19 protein-coding genes are annotated in these 19,780 nt (G+C 60.1%); 14 read left to right on the top strand and 5 right to left on the bottom strand.

Going from position 1 to position 19,780, the window contains the following annotated elements; genetic code table 11:
- From BY454_RS12225 to ung, 9 genes are all read left to right on the top strand, one after another.
- Positions 1-451 (top strand): group II intron maturase-specific domain-containing protein (locus BY454_RS12225; RefSeq protein WP_308471658.1); only part of this gene is annotated, 451 nt, incomplete at its 5' end.
- Between the two features lie 113 nt (positions 452-564).
- Positions 565-1,470 (top strand): site-specific tyrosine recombinase XerD, encoded by a 906-nt coding sequence (xerD, locus tag BY454_RS12220; RefSeq protein WP_104416754.1) that lies wholly within the window; start codon positions 565-567, stop codon positions 1,468-1,470.
- A gap of 115 nt (positions 1,471-1,585) precedes the next feature.
- Positions 1,586-2,320: a thioredoxin fold domain-containing protein gene (locus tag BY454_RS12215; protein ID WP_104416753.1), complete on the top strand. Its 735-nt coding sequence runs from the start codon at positions 1,586-1,588 to the stop codon at positions 2,318-2,320.
- Between the two features lie 91 nt (positions 2,321-2,411).
- The gene (locus BY454_RS12210) at positions 2,412-3,713 is read left to right on the top strand and encodes a homoserine dehydrogenase (protein ID WP_104416752.1); all 1,302 of its coding nucleotides are present in this window, start codon (positions 2,412-2,414) and stop codon (positions 3,711-3,713) included.
- An 11-nt stretch (positions 3,714-3,724) separates the two neighbouring features.
- Complete coding sequence (thrC, locus tag BY454_RS12205; protein ID WP_104416751.1) at positions 3,725-5,125, top strand: threonine synthase; 1,401 nt, start codon at positions 3,725-3,727, stop codon at positions 5,123-5,125.
- A gap of 4 nt (positions 5,126-5,129) precedes the next feature.
- Positions 5,130-6,863: a single-stranded-DNA-specific exonuclease RecJ gene (gene recJ, locus BY454_RS12200; RefSeq protein ID WP_104416750.1), complete on the top strand. Its 1,734-nt coding sequence runs from the start codon at positions 5,130-5,132 to the stop codon at positions 6,861-6,863.
- A gap of 434 nt (positions 6,864-7,297) precedes the next feature.
- Positions 7,298-8,393, top strand: a protein-coding gene (gene prfB, locus BY454_RS12195) for a peptide chain release factor 2 (protein ID WP_104416749.1) whose coding sequence is annotated in 2 segments (ribosomal slippage) — positions 7,298-7,369 and positions 7,371-8,393 — 1,095 coding nt in all. Because the reading frame shifts where the segments join, the coding sequence is not laid out codon by codon here.
- 51 nt (positions 8,394-8,444) lie between these two features.
- Entirely contained in the window at positions 8,445-9,983 is a 1,539-nt protein-coding gene (gene lysS, locus BY454_RS12190) for a lysine--tRNA ligase (RefSeq protein WP_104416748.1), read from the top strand.
- Between the two features lie 72 nt (positions 9,984-10,055).
- On the top strand, positions 10,056-10,784 hold the full coding sequence (gene ung, locus BY454_RS12185) for a uracil-DNA glycosylase (protein WP_104416747.1): 729 nt from the start codon (positions 10,056-10,058) through the stop codon (positions 10,782-10,784).
- Positions 10,785-10,790: 6 nt separating this feature from the next.
- Here the strand turns inward: ung and BY454_RS12180 are convergent, their stop codons facing one another.
- From BY454_RS12180 to nadB, 5 genes are all read right to left on the bottom strand, one after another.
- Entirely contained in the window at positions 10,791-11,624 is an 834-nt protein-coding gene (locus tag BY454_RS12180; protein ID WP_104416746.1) for an HDOD domain-containing protein, read from the bottom strand.
- 102 nt (positions 11,625-11,726) lie between these two features.
- Entirely contained in the window at positions 11,727-12,710 is a 984-nt protein-coding gene (gene ygfZ, locus BY454_RS12175) for a CAF17-like 4Fe-4S cluster assembly/insertion protein YgfZ (protein ID WP_104416745.1), read from the bottom strand.
- Between the two features lie 30 nt (positions 12,711-12,740).
- Complete coding sequence (locus tag BY454_RS12170; RefSeq protein WP_104416744.1) at positions 12,741-13,199, bottom strand: hypothetical protein; 459 nt, start codon at positions 13,197-13,199, stop codon at positions 12,741-12,743.
- Positions 13,183-13,455, bottom strand: a complete 273-nt coding sequence (locus tag BY454_RS12165; RefSeq protein ID WP_104416743.1) for an FAD assembly factor SdhE — start codon at positions 13,453-13,455, stop codon at positions 13,183-13,185. Before BY454_RS12165 ends, BY454_RS12170 begins: the two co-directional genes overlap by 17 nt.
- Before the next feature lie 38 nt (positions 13,456-13,493).
- A complete protein-coding gene (nadB, locus tag BY454_RS12160; RefSeq protein ID WP_181049694.1) occupies positions 13,494-15,101 on the bottom strand; it encodes an L-aspartate oxidase in 1,608 nt (535 codons plus the stop codon).
- A 229-nt stretch (positions 15,102-15,330) separates the two neighbouring features.
- On the opposite strand from nadB, the gene rpoE reads away from it, so the two are divergent.
- From rpoE to BY454_RS12135, 5 genes are all read left to right on the top strand, one after another.
- Positions 15,331-15,948 carry an RNA polymerase sigma factor RpoE gene (gene rpoE, locus BY454_RS12155; protein ID WP_104416741.1) on the top strand — a complete coding sequence of 206 codons (618 nt, stop codon included), beginning with the start codon at positions 15,331-15,333 and terminating at the stop codon, positions 15,946-15,948.
- A 15-nt stretch (positions 15,949-15,963) separates the two neighbouring features.
- Positions 15,964-16,521, top strand: a complete 558-nt coding sequence (locus BY454_RS12150; RefSeq protein ID WP_104416740.1) for a sigma-E factor negative regulatory protein — start codon at positions 15,964-15,966, stop codon at positions 16,519-16,521.
- 27 nt (positions 16,522-16,548) lie between these two features.
- On the top strand, positions 16,549-17,598 hold the full coding sequence (locus BY454_RS12145; protein ID WP_258075645.1) for a MucB/RseB C-terminal domain-containing protein: 1,050 nt from the start codon (positions 16,549-16,551) through the stop codon (positions 17,596-17,598).
- Complete coding sequence (locus BY454_RS12140; RefSeq protein ID WP_104416739.1) at positions 17,595-18,044, top strand: SoxR reducing system RseC family protein; 450 nt, start codon at positions 17,595-17,597, stop codon at positions 18,042-18,044. Before BY454_RS12145 ends, BY454_RS12140 begins: the two co-directional genes overlap by 4 nt.
- Positions 18,045-18,124: 80 nt before the next feature.
- Positions 18,125-19,606: a DegQ family serine endoprotease gene (locus BY454_RS12135; protein ID WP_104416738.1), complete on the top strand. Its 1,482-nt coding sequence runs from the start codon at positions 18,125-18,127 to the stop codon at positions 19,604-19,606.
- Positions 19,607-19,780: the final 174 nt, after the last annotated feature.

Raw genomic sequence — 19,780 nt, 5'->3', positions numbered from 1 at the left:
CAGCGTGACCTGGCACAAGCAGGTCCGGTTGCGGGTCGCACCGAAGAGCCTGAAGGCTTTTATGACCAAGCTACGGCCATTGCTCAAACGATCACAGGGTCAGTCGCTGACCACGACCATCCGGCACCTGAATCCGGTGCTGCGGGGCTGGGCAAATTACTATCGCCTGACGGCCTCGAAACGGCCGGTGGAAGCACTGGATGGCTGGATACGCCGACGCCTCCGATTGATCCTGTGGCAGCAATGGAAGCGACCCCGCACGCGGGCTCGTAACCTGATGCGGCTCGGTCTGACTAAGCACAGGGCTTGGGTGAGTGCCATGAATGGCCGTGGACCCTGGTGGAACAGCGGCGCATCTCACATGAATGCGGCGCTGCCTAAGCGGGTGTTCAACGGTCTGTCTCTGGTAAGCTTGCTGGATACGATGGTTCGGCTTCAGCGCCAACCATGAACCGCCGTGGTACGGAACCGTATGCCCGGTGGTGTGAGAGGACGGGGGAGGTGACTCCCCCTCCTACTCGATGTTAAATGTCAGGGCTCAACTAACCCGGAAGAGGAAGACGTTTGTCCCGGCATGATGACGAACAACTGATTGAACGGTTCTGCGAGGCAGTCTGGCTGGAAGATGGCTTGGGTGAGCAGACCCGTCAAGCGTACGCGAGTGACCTTGGCAGGTTGTCGGCTTGGCTGGAGCAGCAGCCGGGCCGCCAGGGCCTGAAAGCGGCTGCCCGGACCGATCTCCTGGGCTGGATCTCGAGCGGTCTGGCCGAAGGGATCAAGACCAGCACGGCAGCGAGGCGACTTTCGGGTGTTCGCCGGTTTTACCGTTATCTGCTGCGTGAAGGCGTTATTTCCGAAGACCCGACTTTGCGGATTGATAGCCCCCGTTTGCCCCGAAGGCTGCCAGATACCCTTACGGAGCAGGATGTAGACGGGTTGCTGGCCGAGCCGGACCCGGAATTGGCCCTGGAGCTGCGTGACAAGGCAATGCTCGAAATTCTTTACGGTTGCGGATTGCGGGTCTCCGAGCTGACCGGCCTGACCGTTGATCAGGTCAATCTTCGGCAAGGGGTGGTTCGGATCAGGGGTAAGGGGGATAAGGAGCGCTTGGTACCGCTGGGCGAGGAGGCCATCGACTGGTTGGTGCAGTATATGAAGCAGGGTCGTCCTGAACTGCTGAAAGGGCAGGCCTGCGATGCCTTGTTTCCAGGCAACCGCGCCAGCGCCATGACTCGCCAGACCTTCTGGTACCGTATCAAGCACTATGCCAGTCGCGCGGGGATTCACAAGCCGCTATCGCCTCACACGCTGCGCCATGCCTTTGCGACTCATCTCCTTAATCACGGTGCGGATTTGCGGGTCGTGCAAATGTTGCTCGGGCACTCGGATCTGTCCACGACGCAGATCTACACGCACATTGCCCGGCAACGACTGCAGGACTTGCACCACCGGCATCATCCCCGGGGGTGAACTTTCTCTGGTCGCCCGTGTCGCACCACCACATTGAAGGGCCTGCGAGGTCTTGCGGAAGAGCGGTGCGGTTTCCCGCCATCTTATTAACCAAGCCAAGGATACATTCAACTCCATGAAACTGACTTTTGCACTTTCCCTGAGCGCGTTGGCGTTGACCGCCATACTGTCGGCCCCGGCACTGGCCGGTCCGAAAGAGGAGGCTATTGCCGATAAACTGGCCGAGGCTGTGCCTGGCTTGCAGGTCACATCCGTCAAGGCATCGGAAGCTCCGGGGCTTTACGAAGTTCAAAGCAATAGCGGGCAGACCATCTATGCCACCGAGAGTGGTGAATATCTGCTCACTGGTGATCTGCTGAAAATCACCAACACCGGAATAGCCAATGTCACCGAGCAGGCCCGCGCCGAACAGCGCCGACAGAAAATGGATGCCTTTGGTGATGAGGGCGTGATTTCGTTCCCGGCCACCGGGGAAGAGAAAGCGGTGGTGGACGTGTTCACCGACATCGATTGCCCTTACTGCCGCAAACTGCACGCCGAGGTGGAGCAGCTCAATGAGTACGGAATCACCGTCAACTATTACGCCTTCCCCCGGTCCGGTCCGGGCACGCCGTCCTGGACAAAATACGAGTCGGTCTGGTGTGCGGAAGACTCCCGGGCGGCCATGACCGCCGCCAAGAATGGCAAGTCGGTGGAGCGCGTGAGTTGTGACAACCCGGTGGAGGCCCAATACCGGTTGGGTGCCGAAGTGGGCGTTACGGGTACCCCGGCGATTGTGCTGGAGGATGGCAACATGGTACGCGGCTATGTGCCGGCCCGGAATCTGGCCGAAGGCCTGGGTCTGCTTTGACATTCAGGGCTTATTCATAGCCTGTTGAATCGGTATACTATGCGCCTTGTTTTGTAATTCATCAGCACCCATCGGGAACAGAGGTGACAGCTTGAAAGATGTGAATGTCGGAATTTGCGGACTGGGCACCGTTGGCGGCGGTACATTTAATGTTCTGACTCGTAACGCCGGGATTATTGCGGGTCGTTCCGGCTGCAATATCCGGATTTCGCGGGTAGCCAGTCGTCGCAGCCGGGATGATCTTGCCCTGGGAAACATCCCCTTCAGCACCGACGTTTTCGATGTGGTGAACGACCCCGAAGTGGATATCGTGGTCGAGTTGATCGGTGGCTATGAAGCCGCCAAGGAACTGGTGCTGGCCGCTATTGCCAATGGCAAGCACGTGGTCACGGCCAACAAGGCGCTGATTGCGGTTCACGGTAACGAGATCTTTGAAGCCGCCGAGAAAGCTGGCGTTGTGGTTGCCTACGAAGCGGGCGTAGCCGGCGGTATTCCGGTCATCAAGGCCGTACGTGAAGGCCTGGCCGCCAACCGTATCGATACCATTGCCGGCATCATCAACGGCACCGGCAACTATATCCTGACCGAGATGCGCGCCGGTCGTGATTTTGCCGAAGTGCTGAAAGAAGCCCAGGATCTGGGCTATGCCGAGGCGGACCCGACCTTTGACGTGGAAGGCATTGATGCGGCCCACAAGCTCACCATTCTGGCCGCGTCCGGCTTTGGTGTGCCGCTTCAGTTCGAGAAAGGCTTCACTGAAGGCATCTCCACGCTCACGCCCTACGACATCGCTCATGCCGAGCTGTTGGGTTACCGGGTCAAGCACCTGGGTATCGCCCGTCGACGCGAGGACGGCATTGAGCTTCGGGTACACCCGACCCTGGTGCCCAAGAGCCACCTGATTGCCCAGGTCGACGGCGTACTGAACGCTGTGATGGTGGATGGCGATGCCGTTGGCCAGACCATGTACTACGGTCCGGGCGCTGGCGACGAAGCCACTGCCTCGGCCGTGATCGCTGACATCGTTGACGTGGCCCGTTCCGTGGCCGCTGAAAGCAACCAGCGGGTTCCATATCTGGGCTTCAGTCCTGACGCCATTGAGGATCTGTCGGTTCTCTCGATGGAAGACATCCAGTCTGCCTACTACCTGCGCATCCAGGCTCTGGACCGTCCGGGAGTGCTGGCCAAGATCGCCTCCATTCTCAGCGAGCATGGCATCAACATTGAGTCGATCATGCAGAAGGAGTCCGAGTTCAAGGACGGTCGCATCCCGGTGATTATCCTCACCCATACCGTCCAGGAGCGCCAGATGAACCTGGCCATCGAGGAAATGGAATCCCTGTCCGATATCGCCGACAAGGTTATTCGCATCCGCGCTGAAAACTTCAATTAACAGGTACGCACGTGAGATACATCAGTACACGGGGCCAGGCCCCCGCCTTGGGTTTTGAAGACGTTCTGCTGACCGGCCTGGCCAGCGATGGCGGGCTGTACGTGCCCGAATCCCTGCCGCACTTCAGCCTGGAAGAAATTCGCAGCTGGCGCGGGCTCTCCTACGCCGATCTGGCGTTCAACGTCATGTACCCGTTTGTGGAAGAGGCCATCCCGGAAGACGACTTCCGCGAGATGCTCAAGGAAACCTACGGCGTGTTTGCCCACAAGGCCGTGGCCCCGCTGGTGCAGCTGGACACCAACGAATGGGTGATGGAACTGTTCCGTGGCCCGACACTGGCGTTCAAGGACTTCGCCCTGCAGTTGCTGGGCCGCCTGCTCGACTATGTGCTCGAAAAACGCAAGCAGCACGTGGTAATCATGGGCGCCACCTCCGGCGACACCGGCTCGGCCGCCATCGAAGGTTGCCGCCGCTGTGAGCACGTGGATATTTTCATTCTGCACCCGTACCAGCGTGTCTCAGAAGTGCAGCGCCGGCAGATGACCACCGTGCCGGGGGAGAACATCCACAACATCGCCGTGAAGGGCAACTTTGACGACTGTCAGCGCATGGTCAAGGAAAGCTTTGGTGACCAGAGCTTCCTGGGCGGCAAAACCCAGCTGGCGGCGGTGAACTCCATCAACTGGGCGCGGATCATGGCCCAGATTGTGTACTACTTTCAGGCTTCCCTGTCGCTGGGTGGCCCGGATCGCAGCATGGCGTTCTCCGTGCCCACCGGCAACTTCGGCGACATCTTTGCCGGTTACCTGGCGAAAAAGATGGGCTTGCCCATCAGCCAGTTGGTGATCGCCACCAACAAAAACGACATCCTTCACCGCTTCATGAGCGGCAACAAGTACGAGCAGCACCAGCTCGAGCATACCCTGTCGCCTAGCATGGACATCATGGTGTCCAGCAACTTCGAGCGTCTGCTGTTTGATTTGCACGGCCGTGATGGCGCCGCCGTCAAAGAGTTGCTGGAAAACGCCAGCAAGGGACCGGTGAGCATCGAAGACTACCGCTGGAAGAGCGCCCGCAAGCTGTTCGACAGCGATGCCGTGGACGACAAGACCACCTGCGATACCATTCGCGAAGTGTTCGACCAGAACGAATACCTGCTGGACCCGCACACCGCCATTGGCGTGCGTGCCGCCCGTAACTGTCGCCGTGACGCCTCCGTGCCCATGATCACCCTCGGCACCGCGCACCCGGCCAAGTTCCCGGATGCAGTCGCGGAATCCGGCGTGAGCGTGAAGCCCGAGCTGCCGGTCCACATGGCCGACCTGTTCGAGCGCGAAGAGCGTTACACCGTTCTGGACAACGACCTCTCCGAGGTGCAGGGCTTCATCTCAAAGCACTGGAAGAACGCCTGACGGCATGACTCCCAAAAAGATCCTGCGTCGCCCCCGGCCGCCTGAACAGGGCAGCTGGGGGCAAAACCTGCCCCCCATTCTTCGCCGACTGTACGCTGCCCGTGGTGTAAAGTCCGACGAACAGCTGCAATACACCCTGAAATACCTGGCCTCGCCCATGGAACTGCGTGGCATTGACCGCGCGGTGGAGCTGCTGGCCGATGCCATTGCCGGGAAACAGCGAGTCATGGTGCTGGGCGATTTCGATGCCGACGGTGCCACCAGCACCGCCGTGGCCATGCTGGGGCTGTCCATGCTGGGCATCGAGGCCATCGATTTCCGCGTGCCGAGCCGCTTTGCCGATGGCTATGGCCTGACGCCGGGCATTATTCACCGGTTGCGCGAAGAGGGCGAGTTGCCGGATTTGCTGGTGACCGTCGACAACGGCATTTCCGCCATTGAAGGGGTGCGCGTTGCGCGGGAGCTGGGCGTGAAAGTAGTCATCACTGACCACCACCTGGCGGGTGACGAGCTGCCCGATGCCGATGCCATTGTGAACCCCAACCAGCCCGGCTGCCCGTTCCTGAGCAAAAACGCCGCCGGCGTGGGCGTGATGTTCTACGTACTGACCGCCCTGAGAAAATACCTGCGCGACCACAACCGGCTGCCCGATCCTGAACCCAACCTGGGCAACCTGCTGGATCTGGTGGCCCTGGGCACGGTGGCGGACGTGGTACCCCTGGACCACAACAACCGGATCTTCGTGGAGCAGGGCATCCGCCGCATCCGCAAGGGCGAAGCGCGCCCCGGCATCCTGGCGCTGCTGGAAGTCGCCGGCCGCGACTACACCGAAATTAGCGCCACTGACCTCGGCTTCGTGGTGGGCCCACGTTTGAACGCCGCTGGCCGGCTGGACGACATGAGCATCGGCATCGCCTGCTTGCTCGCTGACAGCCGAGACGAAGCCCAGCGCCTGGCCCGGGAGCTGGACAACTTCAACCGCGAGCGGCGCAGCATCGAGAAGGAAATGAAAACCCAGGCCCAGGATCTGCTGGCCTCCATGTCCCTGGACCTTGAAGGCCTGCCCTGGGGTCTGGCGCTGTTCGATGATGACTGGCACCAGGGCGTGATTGGCATCCTCGCGGCAAGAATCCGCGAACAGACCCATCGGCCCACCATCGCCTTCGCCCCGGACGACGACGGCGAACACCTCAAAGGCTCCGCCCGCTCCATCCCCGGCCTGCACATCCGTGATGCGCTCGCGGCGGTGGACGCCAAAAACCCGGGTCTGATGAAAAAATTCGGCGGCCACGCCATGGCCGCCGGCATGAGCATTGCCCGGGATGACCTGGAACGCTTCAGCAACGCCTTTGACCAGGCCGTGCGCGACACACTGCAACCGGAAGACCTGGAAGCCGCCATCACCACCGACGGCCCGCTGGCTCCGGAAGAACTCAACCTCGACACCGCCTACCTGCTCAAACGCGCCGGCCCCTGGGGGCAGCACTTCCCCGAGCCGGTGTTCGACGGCAACTTCCGCGTGGTCAGCCAGCGCATTGTTGGCGAAAACCACCTGAAGCTGGTGCTCCAGCCGTTCGAGGGTGGCGGCATCATCGATGGCATCGCTTTTAATACGGGGCCGGAAGTGCCGGACTATACCCGCACGGGTGCAAGAGTGGTGTACAAGCCGGATGCCAATACCTTTCGGGGGCGGACCAACCTGCAGTTACTGGTGGATTATCTGGAGCCGCTGGAGTGATTTTTTGCCACTAAATCCACGAAAGAACACGAAATAGAAAGAAAAGATAAAGACGGTTTTTGCCACGGAAGACACGGAATAACACGGAAGGGAAAGGCTGGGGAAGTTTTCGACTACAGAGAATGCCTGCGTGAAACGAGGTTTCAGGCTGCTTAAGAATCTGGGTTGTCGAGCCGGCGGTTTGCAAACAGTCTTGGGCGCAGAGTGCGGGTGGCCTTTCCGGGAGTGTCGAAAACATGGATGTTTTCGTCAAGCCTACATGGACGTATCCACGGCGTCTCCCGGAAAGGCCATCCGCATTCTGTGCTCGCACCAAATCCAGCAGGCGAGGTGCGCCAACTCCCTATCCGCTAACAGCTGATTTACCCGCCAAATTCCGGTAGAATTCGCCCCCTGATTTCATCGCATCATTTCCCAACGCGAGAAGAGATTCCATGGAAGTTAATCCCATAGTGACGAAGATTAAAGAACTTCGCGAGCGCACCGAAGCGCTGAGGGGGTATCTTTGACTACGATCGCCGTAGTGAAAGACTGACCGAAGTCGAGCGAGAGCTCGAACAGCCCACCGTCTGGGACAACCCCGACCGTGCCCAGGCCCTGGGTAAAGAGCAATCCGATCTTGAACTGATTGTTCGTACCATCGACAACCTCACCAACGGCCTGAGCGACGCCGAAAGCCTGCTCGACATGGCCGTGGAAGAAGAGGACGAAGGCACCGTCGAAGACATCGAAGGCGACCTGTCCGCGATGGATAAAGAGCTGGAGAAGCTCGAATTCCGCCGCATGTTCTCCGGTGAAATGGACGCCAACAACGCCTACCTCGACATCCAGGCCGGTTCCGGCGGCACCGAAGCCCAGGACTGGGCCAACATGTTGCTGCGCATGTACCTGCGCTGGGCCGAGCGTCGCGGCTTCAAGGCCGAGATCGTCGAACTCCAGGAAGGCGATGTGGCGGGCATCAAAAGCGCCACCATCCACATCCAGGGCGACTACGCCTACGGTTGGCTGCGTACCGAAACCGGCGTCCACCGCCTGGTGCGTAAATCACCGTTCGATTCCGGCAACCGCCGCCATACGTCGTTCTCCTCCGTGTTCGTATCACCGGAAGTGGACGACAGCTTTGAAATCGAGATCAACCCGGCCGACCTGCGGGTGGATGTATACCGCGCCTCCGGCGCCGGTGGTCAGCACGTTAACCGGACCGAGTCCGCCGTACGACTGACCCACAATCCCACCGGCATCGTCGTGGCCTGTCAGGCTGGCCGAAGCCAGCACCAGAACAAAGACCAGGCCATGAAACAGCTGAAAGCCAAGCTGTTCGAGCGTGAGATGCAGGAGCGCAACGCCGAGAAACAGAAGGCCGAAGACGCCAAGGCCGACATTGGCTGGGGCAGCCAGATCCGCTCCTACGTGCTGGACGACAGCCGTATCAAGGATCTGCGCACCAAGGTCGAAACCAGCAACACCCAGACGGTGTTGGACGGTGACATCGACAAGTTTATTGAAGCCAGTCTGAAGATGGCGCTGTAAGTGGCGCCATTCAACCATTACGGACAACCCCGACTTCTTTAGTGAGCCAAAATGACTGAACAGACCCAGAACGCCGCACAGCACGAGGACAACAAGCTGATTGCCGAGCGCCGCGCCAAACTGGCCGCCATGCGCGAGCAGGGCAATTCGTTCCCGAACGACTTCCGCCGCGATGCCACCGCTGCCGAGCTGCAGGAAAAATACGGTGATAAATCCAAGGAAGAGCTGGCGGAAATGGGCATCCAGGTGGCCATTGCCGGCCGCATGATGCTGGACCGCAAGGCGTTCAAGGTGGTTCAGGACATGACCGGCCGCATCCAGATCTACGCCTCCAAGGACGTCCAGAAAGACACCAAGCACTGGGATCTGGGCGACATCGTGGGCGTTCGTGGCACCCTCTCCAAGTCCGGCAAGGGCGACCTGTACGTGACCATGGATGAGTACGTGCTGCTCACCAAGTCCCTGCGCCCGCTGCCGGAGAAGCACAAAGGCCTGATCGACACCGAGGCGCGCTATCGCCACCGGTACGTCGACCTGATGATGAACGAGGACAGCCGTCGGGTGTTCTACGCGCGTTCCAAGATCATCAACGTGATGCGCCAGTACTTCACCGAGCGGGACTACATGGAAGTGGAAACCCCCATGCTGCAGGTGATCCCGGGCGGCGCCACAGCGCGCCCCTTCATCACCCACCACAACGCGCTGGGCATCGACATGTACCTGCGTATCGCGCCCGAGCTGTTCCTCAAGCGCCTGGTGGTGGGTGGCTTTGAGCGGGTGTTTGAGATCAACCGCAACTTCCGCAACGAAGGGCTGTCCACCCGGCACAACCCCGAGTTCACCATGGTCGAGTTCTACCAGGCGTTTGCCGATTACAACGACCTGATGGACCTGACCGAAGAGATGCTTCGCACCATTACCGAGCAGGTGCTGGGCACCACCACAGTGACCAACACCCGGGTGTTGAAGGATGGCAGCGAAGAAACCGTGGAATACGATTTCGGCAAGCCGTTCGAGCGCCTGACGGTGGTGGACGCCATCCTGCGCCATAACCCGGAAGTGACCCGCGAGCAGTTGGCCGACAAGGCCCAGGCGACCGATCTGGCCAAGCAACTCGGTATCCAGGTGAAAGGCATCTGGGGTCTGGGCAAGATCCAGGTGGAGATCTTCGAGGAGACCGCCGAGCACCGCCTGATGCAGCCGACCTTCATTACTGACTATCCGAAGGAAGTGTCGCCGCTGGCGCGCTGCAAGGACAGCGATCCGTTTGTCACCGAGCGTTTCGAGCTGTTCGTGGGTGGCCGTGAAATCGCCAATGGTTTCTCCGAGCTGAACGACGCCGAAGACCAGGCCGAGCGTTTCCGCGCTCAGGTAGCCGAGAAGGACGCCGGCGATGACGAGGCGATGTTCTACGACGAAGACTACGTGATGGCCCTGGAATACGGCCTGCCGCCGACCGCTGGTGAAGGCATTGGCATCGACCGCCTGGCCATGCTGCTGACCGACTCCCCGTCCATCCGTGACGTGATCCTGTTCCCGGCCATGCGCCCGGAGCACAAAGCCGAACAGGGTAGCTCCGAGGAGTCCTGATCGCATTGGCAGAGCCGGGCGGCGTTAACCGAGCCCGGCTCTGTTGCCTTCCAAACAGGGAGAGCCACTTCCATGCCCCCGGTAGATGTACTCGCCAGTCAACTCAAGCCCGGCCGTGGCTGGGATGAGTTTCTTTCCGATGAATTTCGACAGCCCTACATGGAGCAGCTGGCCCGGTTCCTCGCCGATGAGGAAGCGTCCGGAAAAGTCCTGTTCCCGCCCGGCAACCTGTGTTTCAACGCCCTCAATAGTACACCGCTGAACGAGGTGTCCGTGGTCATTCTGGGACAGGACCCCTATCACGGCCCGGGTCAGGCCCATGGCCTGTGCTTCTCGGTACGCCCGGATGTGCCGGCCCCGCCCTCGCTGGTGAACATCTTCAAGGAAATCGAGAGTGACCTGGGCATTGCCCCACCGGACCACGGTTGCCTGCAGCCCTGGGCGGAGCAGGGCATTCTTTTGCTGAACAGCGTACTGACGGTGGAGCAGGGCAACGCGGGTGCGCACCAGGGCAAGGGCTGGGAGGTTTTTACCGATAAGGTGATCGAAACCATCAACCGGCAGCGGGAAAACGTGGTGTTTCTGCTCTGGGGTGGGTACGCCCGCAAGAAGGGCAAGCACATTGATCGACAGCGGCATCTGGTGCTGGAGGGGCCACATCCCTCACCACTGAGTGCCTATCGTGGTTTCTTTGGCTGCCGGCATTTCTCAAAGGCAAATCAGTGGCTGGAAGCGCAAGGGCAACGCCCGGTGAACTGGGCGCTGCCCTCAAAAACCGAGCTCCTGGCCCGGTATTGCTAGCACGTATTACTTCAATAGCGCCATGGCGGCTTCCATCTGGGCGTTGAGATCTTCCTCTTCGCTCATGTCGGCATGAGGATCCAGTCCCAGACGCTTGAACGCCGAGACTGTGTTCAGGTCGATTTCGTTCCACGGATGGTCGGTGCCAGCTACCATCTGCAGGTTCGCCACCATCACCAGGTCCGCATAATCGGCTTCGGGCACTTCGCGGGTGAAGTTGGCGTACTCAAGCGGCACATTCTGCAGTTCTTTCGGGAAATCCCATTTTTTCAGGATCAGGCTGCCGATTTTGGGATGCAGGTCATCGATCACCTTGTCGAGCATGATGCTGCTGATCTGAAGGTCCTGATCTTCCACGTAACGCAGGATGGGTAGCACACCAATCAGGTGTACCAGCCCGGCCAGGGTGGCCTGGTCGGCCTTGAGCTTGGTGTAATGCTGGGCCAGAACGTGACAGATGCCCGCCACCTCGGTGCTCACCTGCCAGGTATGGCGCAGGCGTCGGTCGATCATGTCGGAGGTGGCCTGGAACATTTGCTCCATGGCAAGGCCCATGGCCAGGTTACTGGTGTAGGCCATGCCCAGGCGGCTGACCGCCATGTTCAGGTTCTCGATGCTGCGGGTGCCACGGAACAGAGGGCTGTTGCAGACACGGATGATCCGGGCAGACAGGGCTGTATCGTTACTGATCACCTTGACCAGATCGGCGATGGCCGAGTCTTCGGCTTCCGCGATCTCCCGGACTTTCAGGGCGACTTCTGGCAGCGTGGGCAGAACCAGCTTGTCGTTATCGATGGCCTGGGTCAGGTCTGATTTAATGGTTTCTATGATGTTTGCCATGATCCGTTACATTCCGCTTGTCTGGAAGGCGAGATGGAGTGCCTTCGAAAAATAGCTATCTGCCTTATTTTATAGCAAATTCGGACGGGTTTTCCTGTCACGTTATGTATCTGTTTGCGCTGTTTCTTCCCGTTCCGGAACCGCATAGGGCAGTTTGACCCGGCTCAGGATGACAGAATTGTTTCCGTCGATGGTCAGGGTCTTCTCTGCCGCATCGTGACGCAGCACTGCCAGCACGGTGCCGGAGTCGGTGCCGGTCATCACCGAGTTGACGACTTCACCGGCGCTTTTGTCGCCTCCCAGTATTTTTGTGCCCGGCACTGGAGCGGTTTCGGAGCCTTGGAAGTCCAGGCGGAACAGGCTCTTCTTCAACTGGCCAAGGAAGTGCATGCGCGCCACCACTTCCTGTCCGGTGTAGCACCCTTTCTTGAAGTGAATGCCCTGCAAGTGCTGAAGGTTCAGCATCTGGGGTACGTAGGCTTCTGTTGTGGCTTCGGTCAACCAGGGCACGCCGGCGGCAATGCTTGATGCCAGCCAGTCGTCACTGGACAGCTGTTCAAGCTCCTGCGGCACCACGGGCTCACCCCCGGTCTGCCAGAATTCATAGCGGGCCACCGGACCGGGCATGTCTTCGATGCGTATCAGGAAGCCCTCGCTGGTAGCCAGTACCTGGCCGGGGTTCGTAAGCGACACTGCCTCTTCGCCTGCGACGGCCCTGGCGGCCAGTTGGCCAATGAGCCCTGTGATTTGGGCCTGGTCCAGGGGTTCCATGGTCGTTCCCCGAAACAGCATCAGGTACTTTCTCAGCTGCCCCAGGGCCCGTTCGGCCAGGCTGTCTTCCACGTCCATCAACAGGTCGTCGCCGTCGCGTACAAAGCGCGTCAGGCAATAGGCTCGGCCTTTGGGGGTGCAGGCGGCCGCCCGCAGCGATTGGTGGGCGGTTATCTCGTCCACGTGCTGGCTGAACTGGCCTTGAACGAACTTATCCGTGCCGGACCCGCTAATGCGGATCATCCGTTTGTGCTCGAGTGGGGCGTAACCACCGCGATTCTCCCACAAGCTCGGTTCAGTGATGTCAGTGGTCATCGTGTTCTCCGGTCGGGTCGGTGAACATCATCAGGCAGGGTGGGGGTAGCCGAGTCTCAGCCACATTGTCAGGCGCCGGATATCGTCGGCTGGCGTATTGGCCCGCAATGGCCCCAGGTCGCTGATGATCAGGGTAAACAGTGTACCTGAGGTGGCGCCGGTTGGCCGAAGTTTCAAGGCCAGAAAACGACTTCCGACACAACTGCTGGAATCGACCGTCACGGGCATAACCCGACCATCGCCACAGCGACAGAACAGGCCGCTATGATCGGCCCTGAGTCCGACGACTGCGGTTTTCCCCCTGAGCAGGCCGCAACCCCGGAAACTGTGCCAGGCAAGGCCTGCGAGGATTGGAAGAAACAGTAAGAGCAATGGCCAGCCCAGGAGCCCGGCCACGGCGGTGAAGCCTGCCAGCGCCAGCCAGGGCGCGGAAGCCAGCAGGCCGGCGGTGGCAGAGGGAAGGAGGTTCAGCTCAATCCGGCTGGACACGGTTCAGAATCATATCCACGATGCGCTGCAGGTCCGGATCCTCCGGCCGCCCCTGCTGCATGAACCACTGGAACATGTCGGCGTCTTCGCAGGTTAGCAGCTTTTCGTAGCGAGCCTGGTCCGCTGGGTCGAGGTCCCGGTAGGCTTCTTCCAGAAACGGCAGGAGCAGCACGTCAAGCTCAAGCATGCCGCGGCGGCTGTGCCACCAGAGGCGGTTAAATTCGATGTTTTCTTTGGAATCGGTGGTCGCTGACATAGATGGGTCCGTTGTAAGAACTGAATGAAACTCCCGCTTCAGGGAGTCTGGGTTCGATAGGTGGTCGGTACCAGGATGGTATCCCGGATTTCGTTCTGGAGGCCCGGGTAATCCAGTGTGTAATGCAGTCCCCGGCTTTCCTTGCGTTGTAATGCCGAGCAGATGATCAGGTCTGCCACGGTTACCAGGTTGCGCAGTTCTATCAGGTCATTGCTGACCCGGTAGTTGCTATAGAATTCATTGATTTCACTGTGCAGCAGGTCCACCCGGTGCTTGGCCCGCTGGAGCCGCTTGGTGGTGCGTACAATGCCGACATAATCCCACATGAAATGACGCAATTCATCCCAGTTGTGGGAAATGACCACGTCTTCGTCAGAATCACGAACCTGGCTTTCGTCCCAGTCCGGCGCTTCCGGGGCGGCCGGGATGTCCGCTTCCCGGCGGGTGATGTCGGCCGCAGCCGCCCGACCGTAGACCAGACACTCGAGCAGCGAGTTGCTGGCCATGCGGTTGGCACCGTGCAGGCCGGTGAAGGCAGCCTCGCCAACGGCATAGAGCTGGTTGATGTCGGTGCGGGCGCGGTCATCGGTCATGATGCCGCCGCAGGTATAGTGGGAGGCCGGCACCACCGGAATCGGGTCGGTGGTGATGTCGATGCCGAACTCCAGGCACTTCTGGTAGATGGTCGGGAAGTGCTGCTTCACGAACTCAGCCGGCTTGTGGCTGATGTCCAGGTAAAGGTGGTCCGCGCCCAGCCGTTTCATTTCATGGTCAATGGCCCGGGCGACAATGTCCCGGGGGGCCAGTTCCGCGCGTTTGTCGAAACGGTCCATGAAGCGGGAGCCGTCCGGGAGTGTCAGTATCCCCCCTTCGCCGCGCACCGCCTCGGTGATCAGGAAGGACTTGGCGTGCGGGTGGTACAGACAGGTGGGGTGGAACTGGTTGAATTCCATGTTCGCCACCCGGCAGCCCGCCCGCCAGGCCATGGCAATGCCATCACCGGACGCACCGTCCGGGTTGGTGGTGTAGCGGTAGGCCTTGGAAGCACCACCGGTCGCCAGAATGGTGAAGCGGGCCCGAAACAGCTCAACGTGGTTGTCTTCCAGGTTGAGAATGTAGGCGCCGACGCAGCGGTTGCCCGGAAGGGACAGCTTGCGGTTGGTGATCAGATCCACCGCGACCCGGCGCGACTTCAGGTCAATGTTCGGGCGTGCCCGGGCCTGGTCAGCGAGGGTGGTGGACACCGCCCGGCCGGTGGCATCGGCGGAATGGATGATGCGGCGATGACTATGGCCGCCTTCCCGGGTCAGGTGGTACTGATCGTTATCGTCTTCGCGGGTGAAATCCACGCCGGCATCGATCAGCCAATCGATGCTTTCCTTGCCATGCTCCACGGTGAAGCGCACCGCGTCCTCGTGGCAGAGGCCGCCGCCGGCTTGCAGGGTGTCCCGGATATGGTCCTCCACCGAATCGGTGGCATCCATAACGGCGGCAATACCACCCTGGGCCCACAGGGTGGCGCCGGAATTGATGTCGGCCTTGCTGATCACGCACACGCGCAGGTGCGCCGGCAGATTGAGCGCTACGGTGAGGCCGGCAGCGCCGCTGCCGATAATGAGGACATCGTATTCGAAGGACTGTGGCATTGAATCGTTATCGCGGGCCATAATGTGAGTGCGTATTGAACTAAACTTTGCGCTTGCTGTCTATTTGGCCTGACGGTTCCTGCTTATGCTCGTACCCGCCAGAGACTGAGGGTTCATGAACGACCACCGGAAAATGCCAATGACACAAGCCGAACAGATGAAGGTGGGGCCGAAGCCCGCCAGAATCCCAGGACACTCTCGAACTCCAGGACACGTCGTTGCTTCGTCCATGACCCCAGAGAATGAACGTAAATCGGCTGAACAGACCGACAGTCAGACCGATCTTCAATTGGTGCGCAAGGTTCGCAGTGGTGACCGTGCTGCCTTCGATTTGCTTGTGGTCAAGTATCAGTCCCGCGTGGCGTCCATAATCAGTCGTTATGTTTACGACAATCAGGAGGTCATGGACCTGACCCAGGAGACCTTCGTAAAGGCGTTCCGGGCCATCGACCGTTTCCGGGGCGACAGCGCATTTTATACCTGGCTGTACCGGATTGCGGTGAACACAGCCAAGAACTTTCTTGAAGCCCGGAACCGCCGGCCGCAAGGTTCGGCCGACGCCAGCGATGCAGAGAATTTCGACGATGGCGGTCGTCTCCGGGATCTGGCTTCCCCGGAAAGGCTGTTGCAACGTGAGCAATTGCAGAAAGCGCTATCGACAGCGATTGCCGGTCTGCCCGAGGAACTGCGCTCGGCATTCCTGCTGCGCGAATACGATGGTCTGAGCTATGAGGACATTGCCCGGATCCTGGAGTGTCCGATTGGCACCGTTCGGTCCCGTATTTTTCGGGCACGAGAAGCAGTGGATCGTCAACTTAGCCCTTTGCTCAATCATTCAGCGACGTAAGTGAGGTTGCATCCGATGGACGAGCGTCTTAGAGAAACCCTGTCAGCGATGATGGATGATGAAGCGGATGAACTGTCGGTTCGTCGCTTGCTGTCGCATCAGGAGCAGACCGACGTCCGTGACCAGTGGCAGCGCTGGCAACAGATCCGTGACCTGATGCACGACCACCATGGCCCCGGCAGTGGCGTCGATGTGGCATCGGCCGTACGAGCGAGCCTCGATGGGCGGGATCAAACCGCGCTCGCGACACCGGCTGCCCCGCCATTGAAGGCCTGGGGTTGGCCATGGTCGGTGGCGGCCATGGTGATGCTGGCCATGGTTGTCGGTTTTGGGGCCGGCACGGGCTGGGAATCCTCGGAAGGCCCAGACGGTCAACTGGTTGCGCACCAGCCTGACGTGCCATCTTCCGCATTGCCGGTATCCATGGAAGAGTTGTCATTGCAGGGGCTGGATGAAGAGCAGCTCAAACAGATGCGCCAGTTCATGCTGGAGCATGCCCAACACAGCAGTGTTGGCGCCGGGCGGGGTTCCGTGGGCTATGCCCGGGTGGTCAGTGCCAACAGTGGCTACTGAATCGGCTATTGGTAAAGGTGTTATTGAATGAATCGTTGGGCGATCGGCAAACAGATAAACCTGGTGGGATGGACGGCCCTGGCGCTGTCCATGCTGTTGTGGGTGTCTGTTGTCGCCGCCCCGGGGGCTTATGCTGCTGAATCGTCCCCTGAAACGCCGGAAACCGCTGTTGACTGGCTGGAACGGCTCGGTCCGGCTTTGAACATGACCTCCTATAAAGGCGTCTTTGTGTACATGCGGGGCGGTCAGGTGCATTCCATGCGCATCGCCCATCGTTTCCGGGAGGGCCGGGTCGAAGAGCGGCTTGTGATCCAGGACGGCGGCAGTGGTGAAATTGTCCGAAAGGGCATGGATGTGGTCTGTGTGCTGCCCGACCAGGGCCGCGTCCGGCTTGATGATGTCATTCCCTCCGGCCCGTTTGCCGAAGCCTTCGCGATGCAGTTCATGCCGGTGGTGCAGTGGTACACGCCGGAACTGACGGGTGAAGACCGGGTGGCCGGATACGACACGGTGACTGTGGCACTGCGGGCGAAAGACGAGAATCGCTATAGCTATCGTCTCTGGCTTGAGCAAGATACCGGTCTTCTGGTGAAAAGCCATGTGCTGGATACCGATGGGAGCGTGCTTGAACAGTTCCAGTTCACCAGCCTGGAAATTACCGACAATATCCCTGACCGGGAGTTTGAGGTGCAGACCGAAGGGCATGAAATCAGCCGGACGCTGGATGGCCCGGAAAATAACCAGTCGCCGTTGCCCCGGATGAATGGCTGGACTCTGGACTGGCGACCGGAGGGCTTCATGCCGGCCGCTGCGCCGCGGTCCAGCAAGGGCAAGGCCGTGGCCTTTTCCGATGGACTGACCGCGTTTTCGGTGTTTGTTGAGCCGGCAGGTAAATTGAAGATGCCCACCGGTGTCTCCCGGGTCGGGGCAACAACGATATACCTGCGCCAGGTTGATGTGGTCGGTCACCCCTTCCTGATCGCGGTGGTGGGGGAGATTCCGCCCAAGACAGCCGGTAAATTGGCCGAAGCTGTACGGATTAATGACGATCTGGCATTGGAGTTGTTGGGGCCATGATCACCGAAACCGGCAAGGTGGTGGCTGTTGATGGCGACCAGGCGTGGGTGCAGACCATTCGCACCAGTGCCTGTCAGAGCTGTTCGGCGAAAGCGGCCTGCGGTCAGCGGGCGTTGGCCCAGGTGACCGGTGGCCGGGCCAATCAGGTGTGTGTGTTTAACAGCGTCAATGCCCGTGTTGGCGATGAAGTCGTGCTGGGTATTGATGAGCAATCGCTGTTGCAAGCGTCTATATGGGTGTATGGGCTGCCCCTGCTGTTGATGGTGCTGTTCAGCATTGCCGGCCACCAGTGGCTGGGCGGTTCCGATCTGTTCGCCATCTTGGGAGCTTTGCTGGGGTTGGCGGGCGGCTTCATCCTGGTGCGGTGCTGGCAGGACCGGGTTGCGGGAAGGCTGCAGCCCAAGATGCTGCGCGTTAATCGGATTGCGACTGTTAATTGCCTGTGATTCCTACGATTTTTTAAGTTGAAAAACACTCTGGTGCCTCCAGAATGTTCACCAGTCAACGACAAAACAGGGGGTTTGACATGCCGAGCGCAAAAACTAAGGTTGCCACGGTATCAAGGGTGTACAGCCCGGCCCGGGTGATCGTCGCCTTGCTGATGCTGGCGGCCATGGTATCGGTTTTCTGGAGTCAGCCACTGGCCGCTGCCCAGTTGCCGGATTTCACCGAACTGGTGGAAGAGAACTCCAGCGCCGTGGTGAACATCAGCACCACCACGGAACCGAAGCGCCAGGGATCAAGGTTCCACGGTTTGCCTTTTGACGAGGACCAGCTTGATCAGTTGCCTCCGTTCCTGCAGGAGTTCTTTCGCGGCCCGCAGTCACCTTTCGGACAATCCCCTCACTCACAGCAGCCCCGTCGCTCCATGGGGTCGGGCTTTATTGTTTCCGCTGACGGCTATGTGTTGACCAACAACCACGTGGTGGAGAACGCCGATGAGGTGATTGTTCGTCTCAGTGATCGCCGTGAATTCAGTGCCACCATTGTTGGCACCGATCCCCGGTCAGACATGGCGGTGCTCAAGATTGAAAACGGTGAAGACCTGCCGGTGGTTCGTATTGGGCGCTCCAGGGATCTTCAGGTAGGTGAATGGGTATTCGCCATTGGCTCGCCCTTCGGTTTTGATTACACGGTAACCGCCGGGATTGTCAGCGCTTTGGGGCGCTCGCTGCCCACCGAGAACTACGTGCCGTTCATCCAGACCGACGTGGCCATCAATCCTGGTAACTCGGGCGGCCCCCTGTTCAACATGGACGGCGAGGTGATTGGTATCAACTCACAGATCTATACCCGTTCCGGTGGGTTCATGGGGGTTTCCTTCGCGATTCCCATCGATGACGCCATGAATGTGTTCCGGCAGATTCGTGACGATGGCTCTGTGGCACGCGGCTGGCTGGGTGTGCTGATCCAGGAGGTAAATCGGGACCTGGCGGAAACTTTCGGACTGGACCGTCCCAGAGGTGCCCTGATCGCTGAGGTCATGGAAGGGTCGCCAGCGGCGGCCAGTGGTTTGCGGTCGGGCGACATCGTTCTGGAATTCAATGGCCAGGACGTGGAAACGTCCGCCGATCTGCCGCCGATGGTTGGCCGCACGCCAGTGGGCGAATCTGCCCGCCTGACCGTGCTGCGAGAGGGCCGGGAGATCGAGCTGGATGTGCAAATTGGCCAGCTGCCGGATGAACGTAACGTGGCGCAGGGCGATTCCAGTCGTGGCAGCCAGGGTGATACGGCTTCCAATCCGCTGGGGCTGGGTGTGGACCCGCTGCCTGCGGAACTGGCCAGTACACTGGGTGTTGAAGGCGGTGTGGTTGTCTCCGATGTTGAGCGCGGGCCGGCGTATGATGCGGGCATCCGGCCGCGTGACATCATCACGGAGATTGACCGCAAGCAGGTGAGCTCGGTGGAAGAGTTTCGCGATGTGGTGGCTGACCTCCCGGAGAATCGTGCGGTTTCCGTGCGTATTGTGCGTGAGGGTCGGGCCAGCTACCTCGTCATGCGTCCTTAAGTTCCGGTGATCCAAAGCCGGACCAACTGGTTTTCATTGCCTACAGCCCAGCCTCTGGGCCGTCCTGGCCCCCGCTGGGGCTGCCAGGCATCGGCAAGGGGCGGCCCGCCCGCGCTTTGCCCGCGTCAACCGGGGCCTTCAGGGCGACAGCGGGGCCCTTTCGCGTTACAATGC

Source organism: Marinobacter persicus, assembly GCF_002934325.1.
GTDB classification, from domain to species: Bacteria; Pseudomonadota; Gammaproteobacteria; order Pseudomonadales; family Oleiphilaceae; genus Marinobacter; species Marinobacter persicus_A.
This window is presented reverse-complemented; position numbering and strand designations above follow the sequence as displayed.

Coding starts and splice junctions, on each gene's coding strand:
- BY454_RS12215 (WP_104416753.1), top strand. CDS start 1,586: ATGAAACTGACTTTTGCACTTTCCCTGAGCGCGTTGGCGTTGACCGCC.
- recJ (WP_104416750.1), top strand. CDS start 5,130: ATGACTCCCAAAAAGATCCTGCGTCGCCCCCGGCCGCCTGAACAGGGC.
- lysS (WP_104416748.1), top strand. CDS start 8,445: ATGACTGAACAGACCCAGAACGCCGCACAGCACGAGGACAACAAGCTG.
- ung (WP_104416747.1), top strand. CDS start 10,056: ATGCCCCCGGTAGATGTACTCGCCAGTCAACTCAAGCCCGGCCGTGGC.
- BY454_RS12180 (WP_104416746.1), bottom strand. CDS start 11,624: ATGGCAAACATCATAGAAACCATTAAATCAGACCTGACCCAGGCCATC.
- ygfZ (WP_104416745.1), bottom strand. CDS start 12,710: ATGACCACTGACATCACTGAACCGAGCTTGTGGGAGAATCGCGGTGGT.
- BY454_RS12165 (WP_104416743.1), bottom strand. CDS start 13,455: ATGTCAGCGACCACCGATTCCAAAGAAAACATCGAATTTAACCGCCTC.
- nadB (WP_181049694.1), bottom strand. CDS start 15,101: ATGCCACAGTCCTTCGAATACGATGTCCTCATTATCGGCAGCGGCGCT.
- rpoE (WP_104416741.1), top strand. CDS start 15,331: ATGACCCCAGAGAATGAACGTAAATCGGCTGAACAGACCGACAGTCAG.
- BY454_RS12150 (WP_104416740.1), top strand. CDS start 15,964: ATGGACGAGCGTCTTAGAGAAACCCTGTCAGCGATGATGGATGATGAA.
- BY454_RS12145 (WP_258075645.1), top strand. CDS start 16,549: ATGAATCGTTGGGCGATCGGCAAACAGATAAACCTGGTGGGATGGACG.
- BY454_RS12140 (WP_104416739.1), top strand. CDS start 17,595: ATGATCACCGAAACCGGCAAGGTGGTGGCTGTTGATGGCGACCAGGCG.
- BY454_RS12135 (WP_104416738.1), top strand. CDS start 18,125: ATGCCGAGCGCAAAAACTAAGGTTGCCACGGTATCAAGGGTGTACAGC.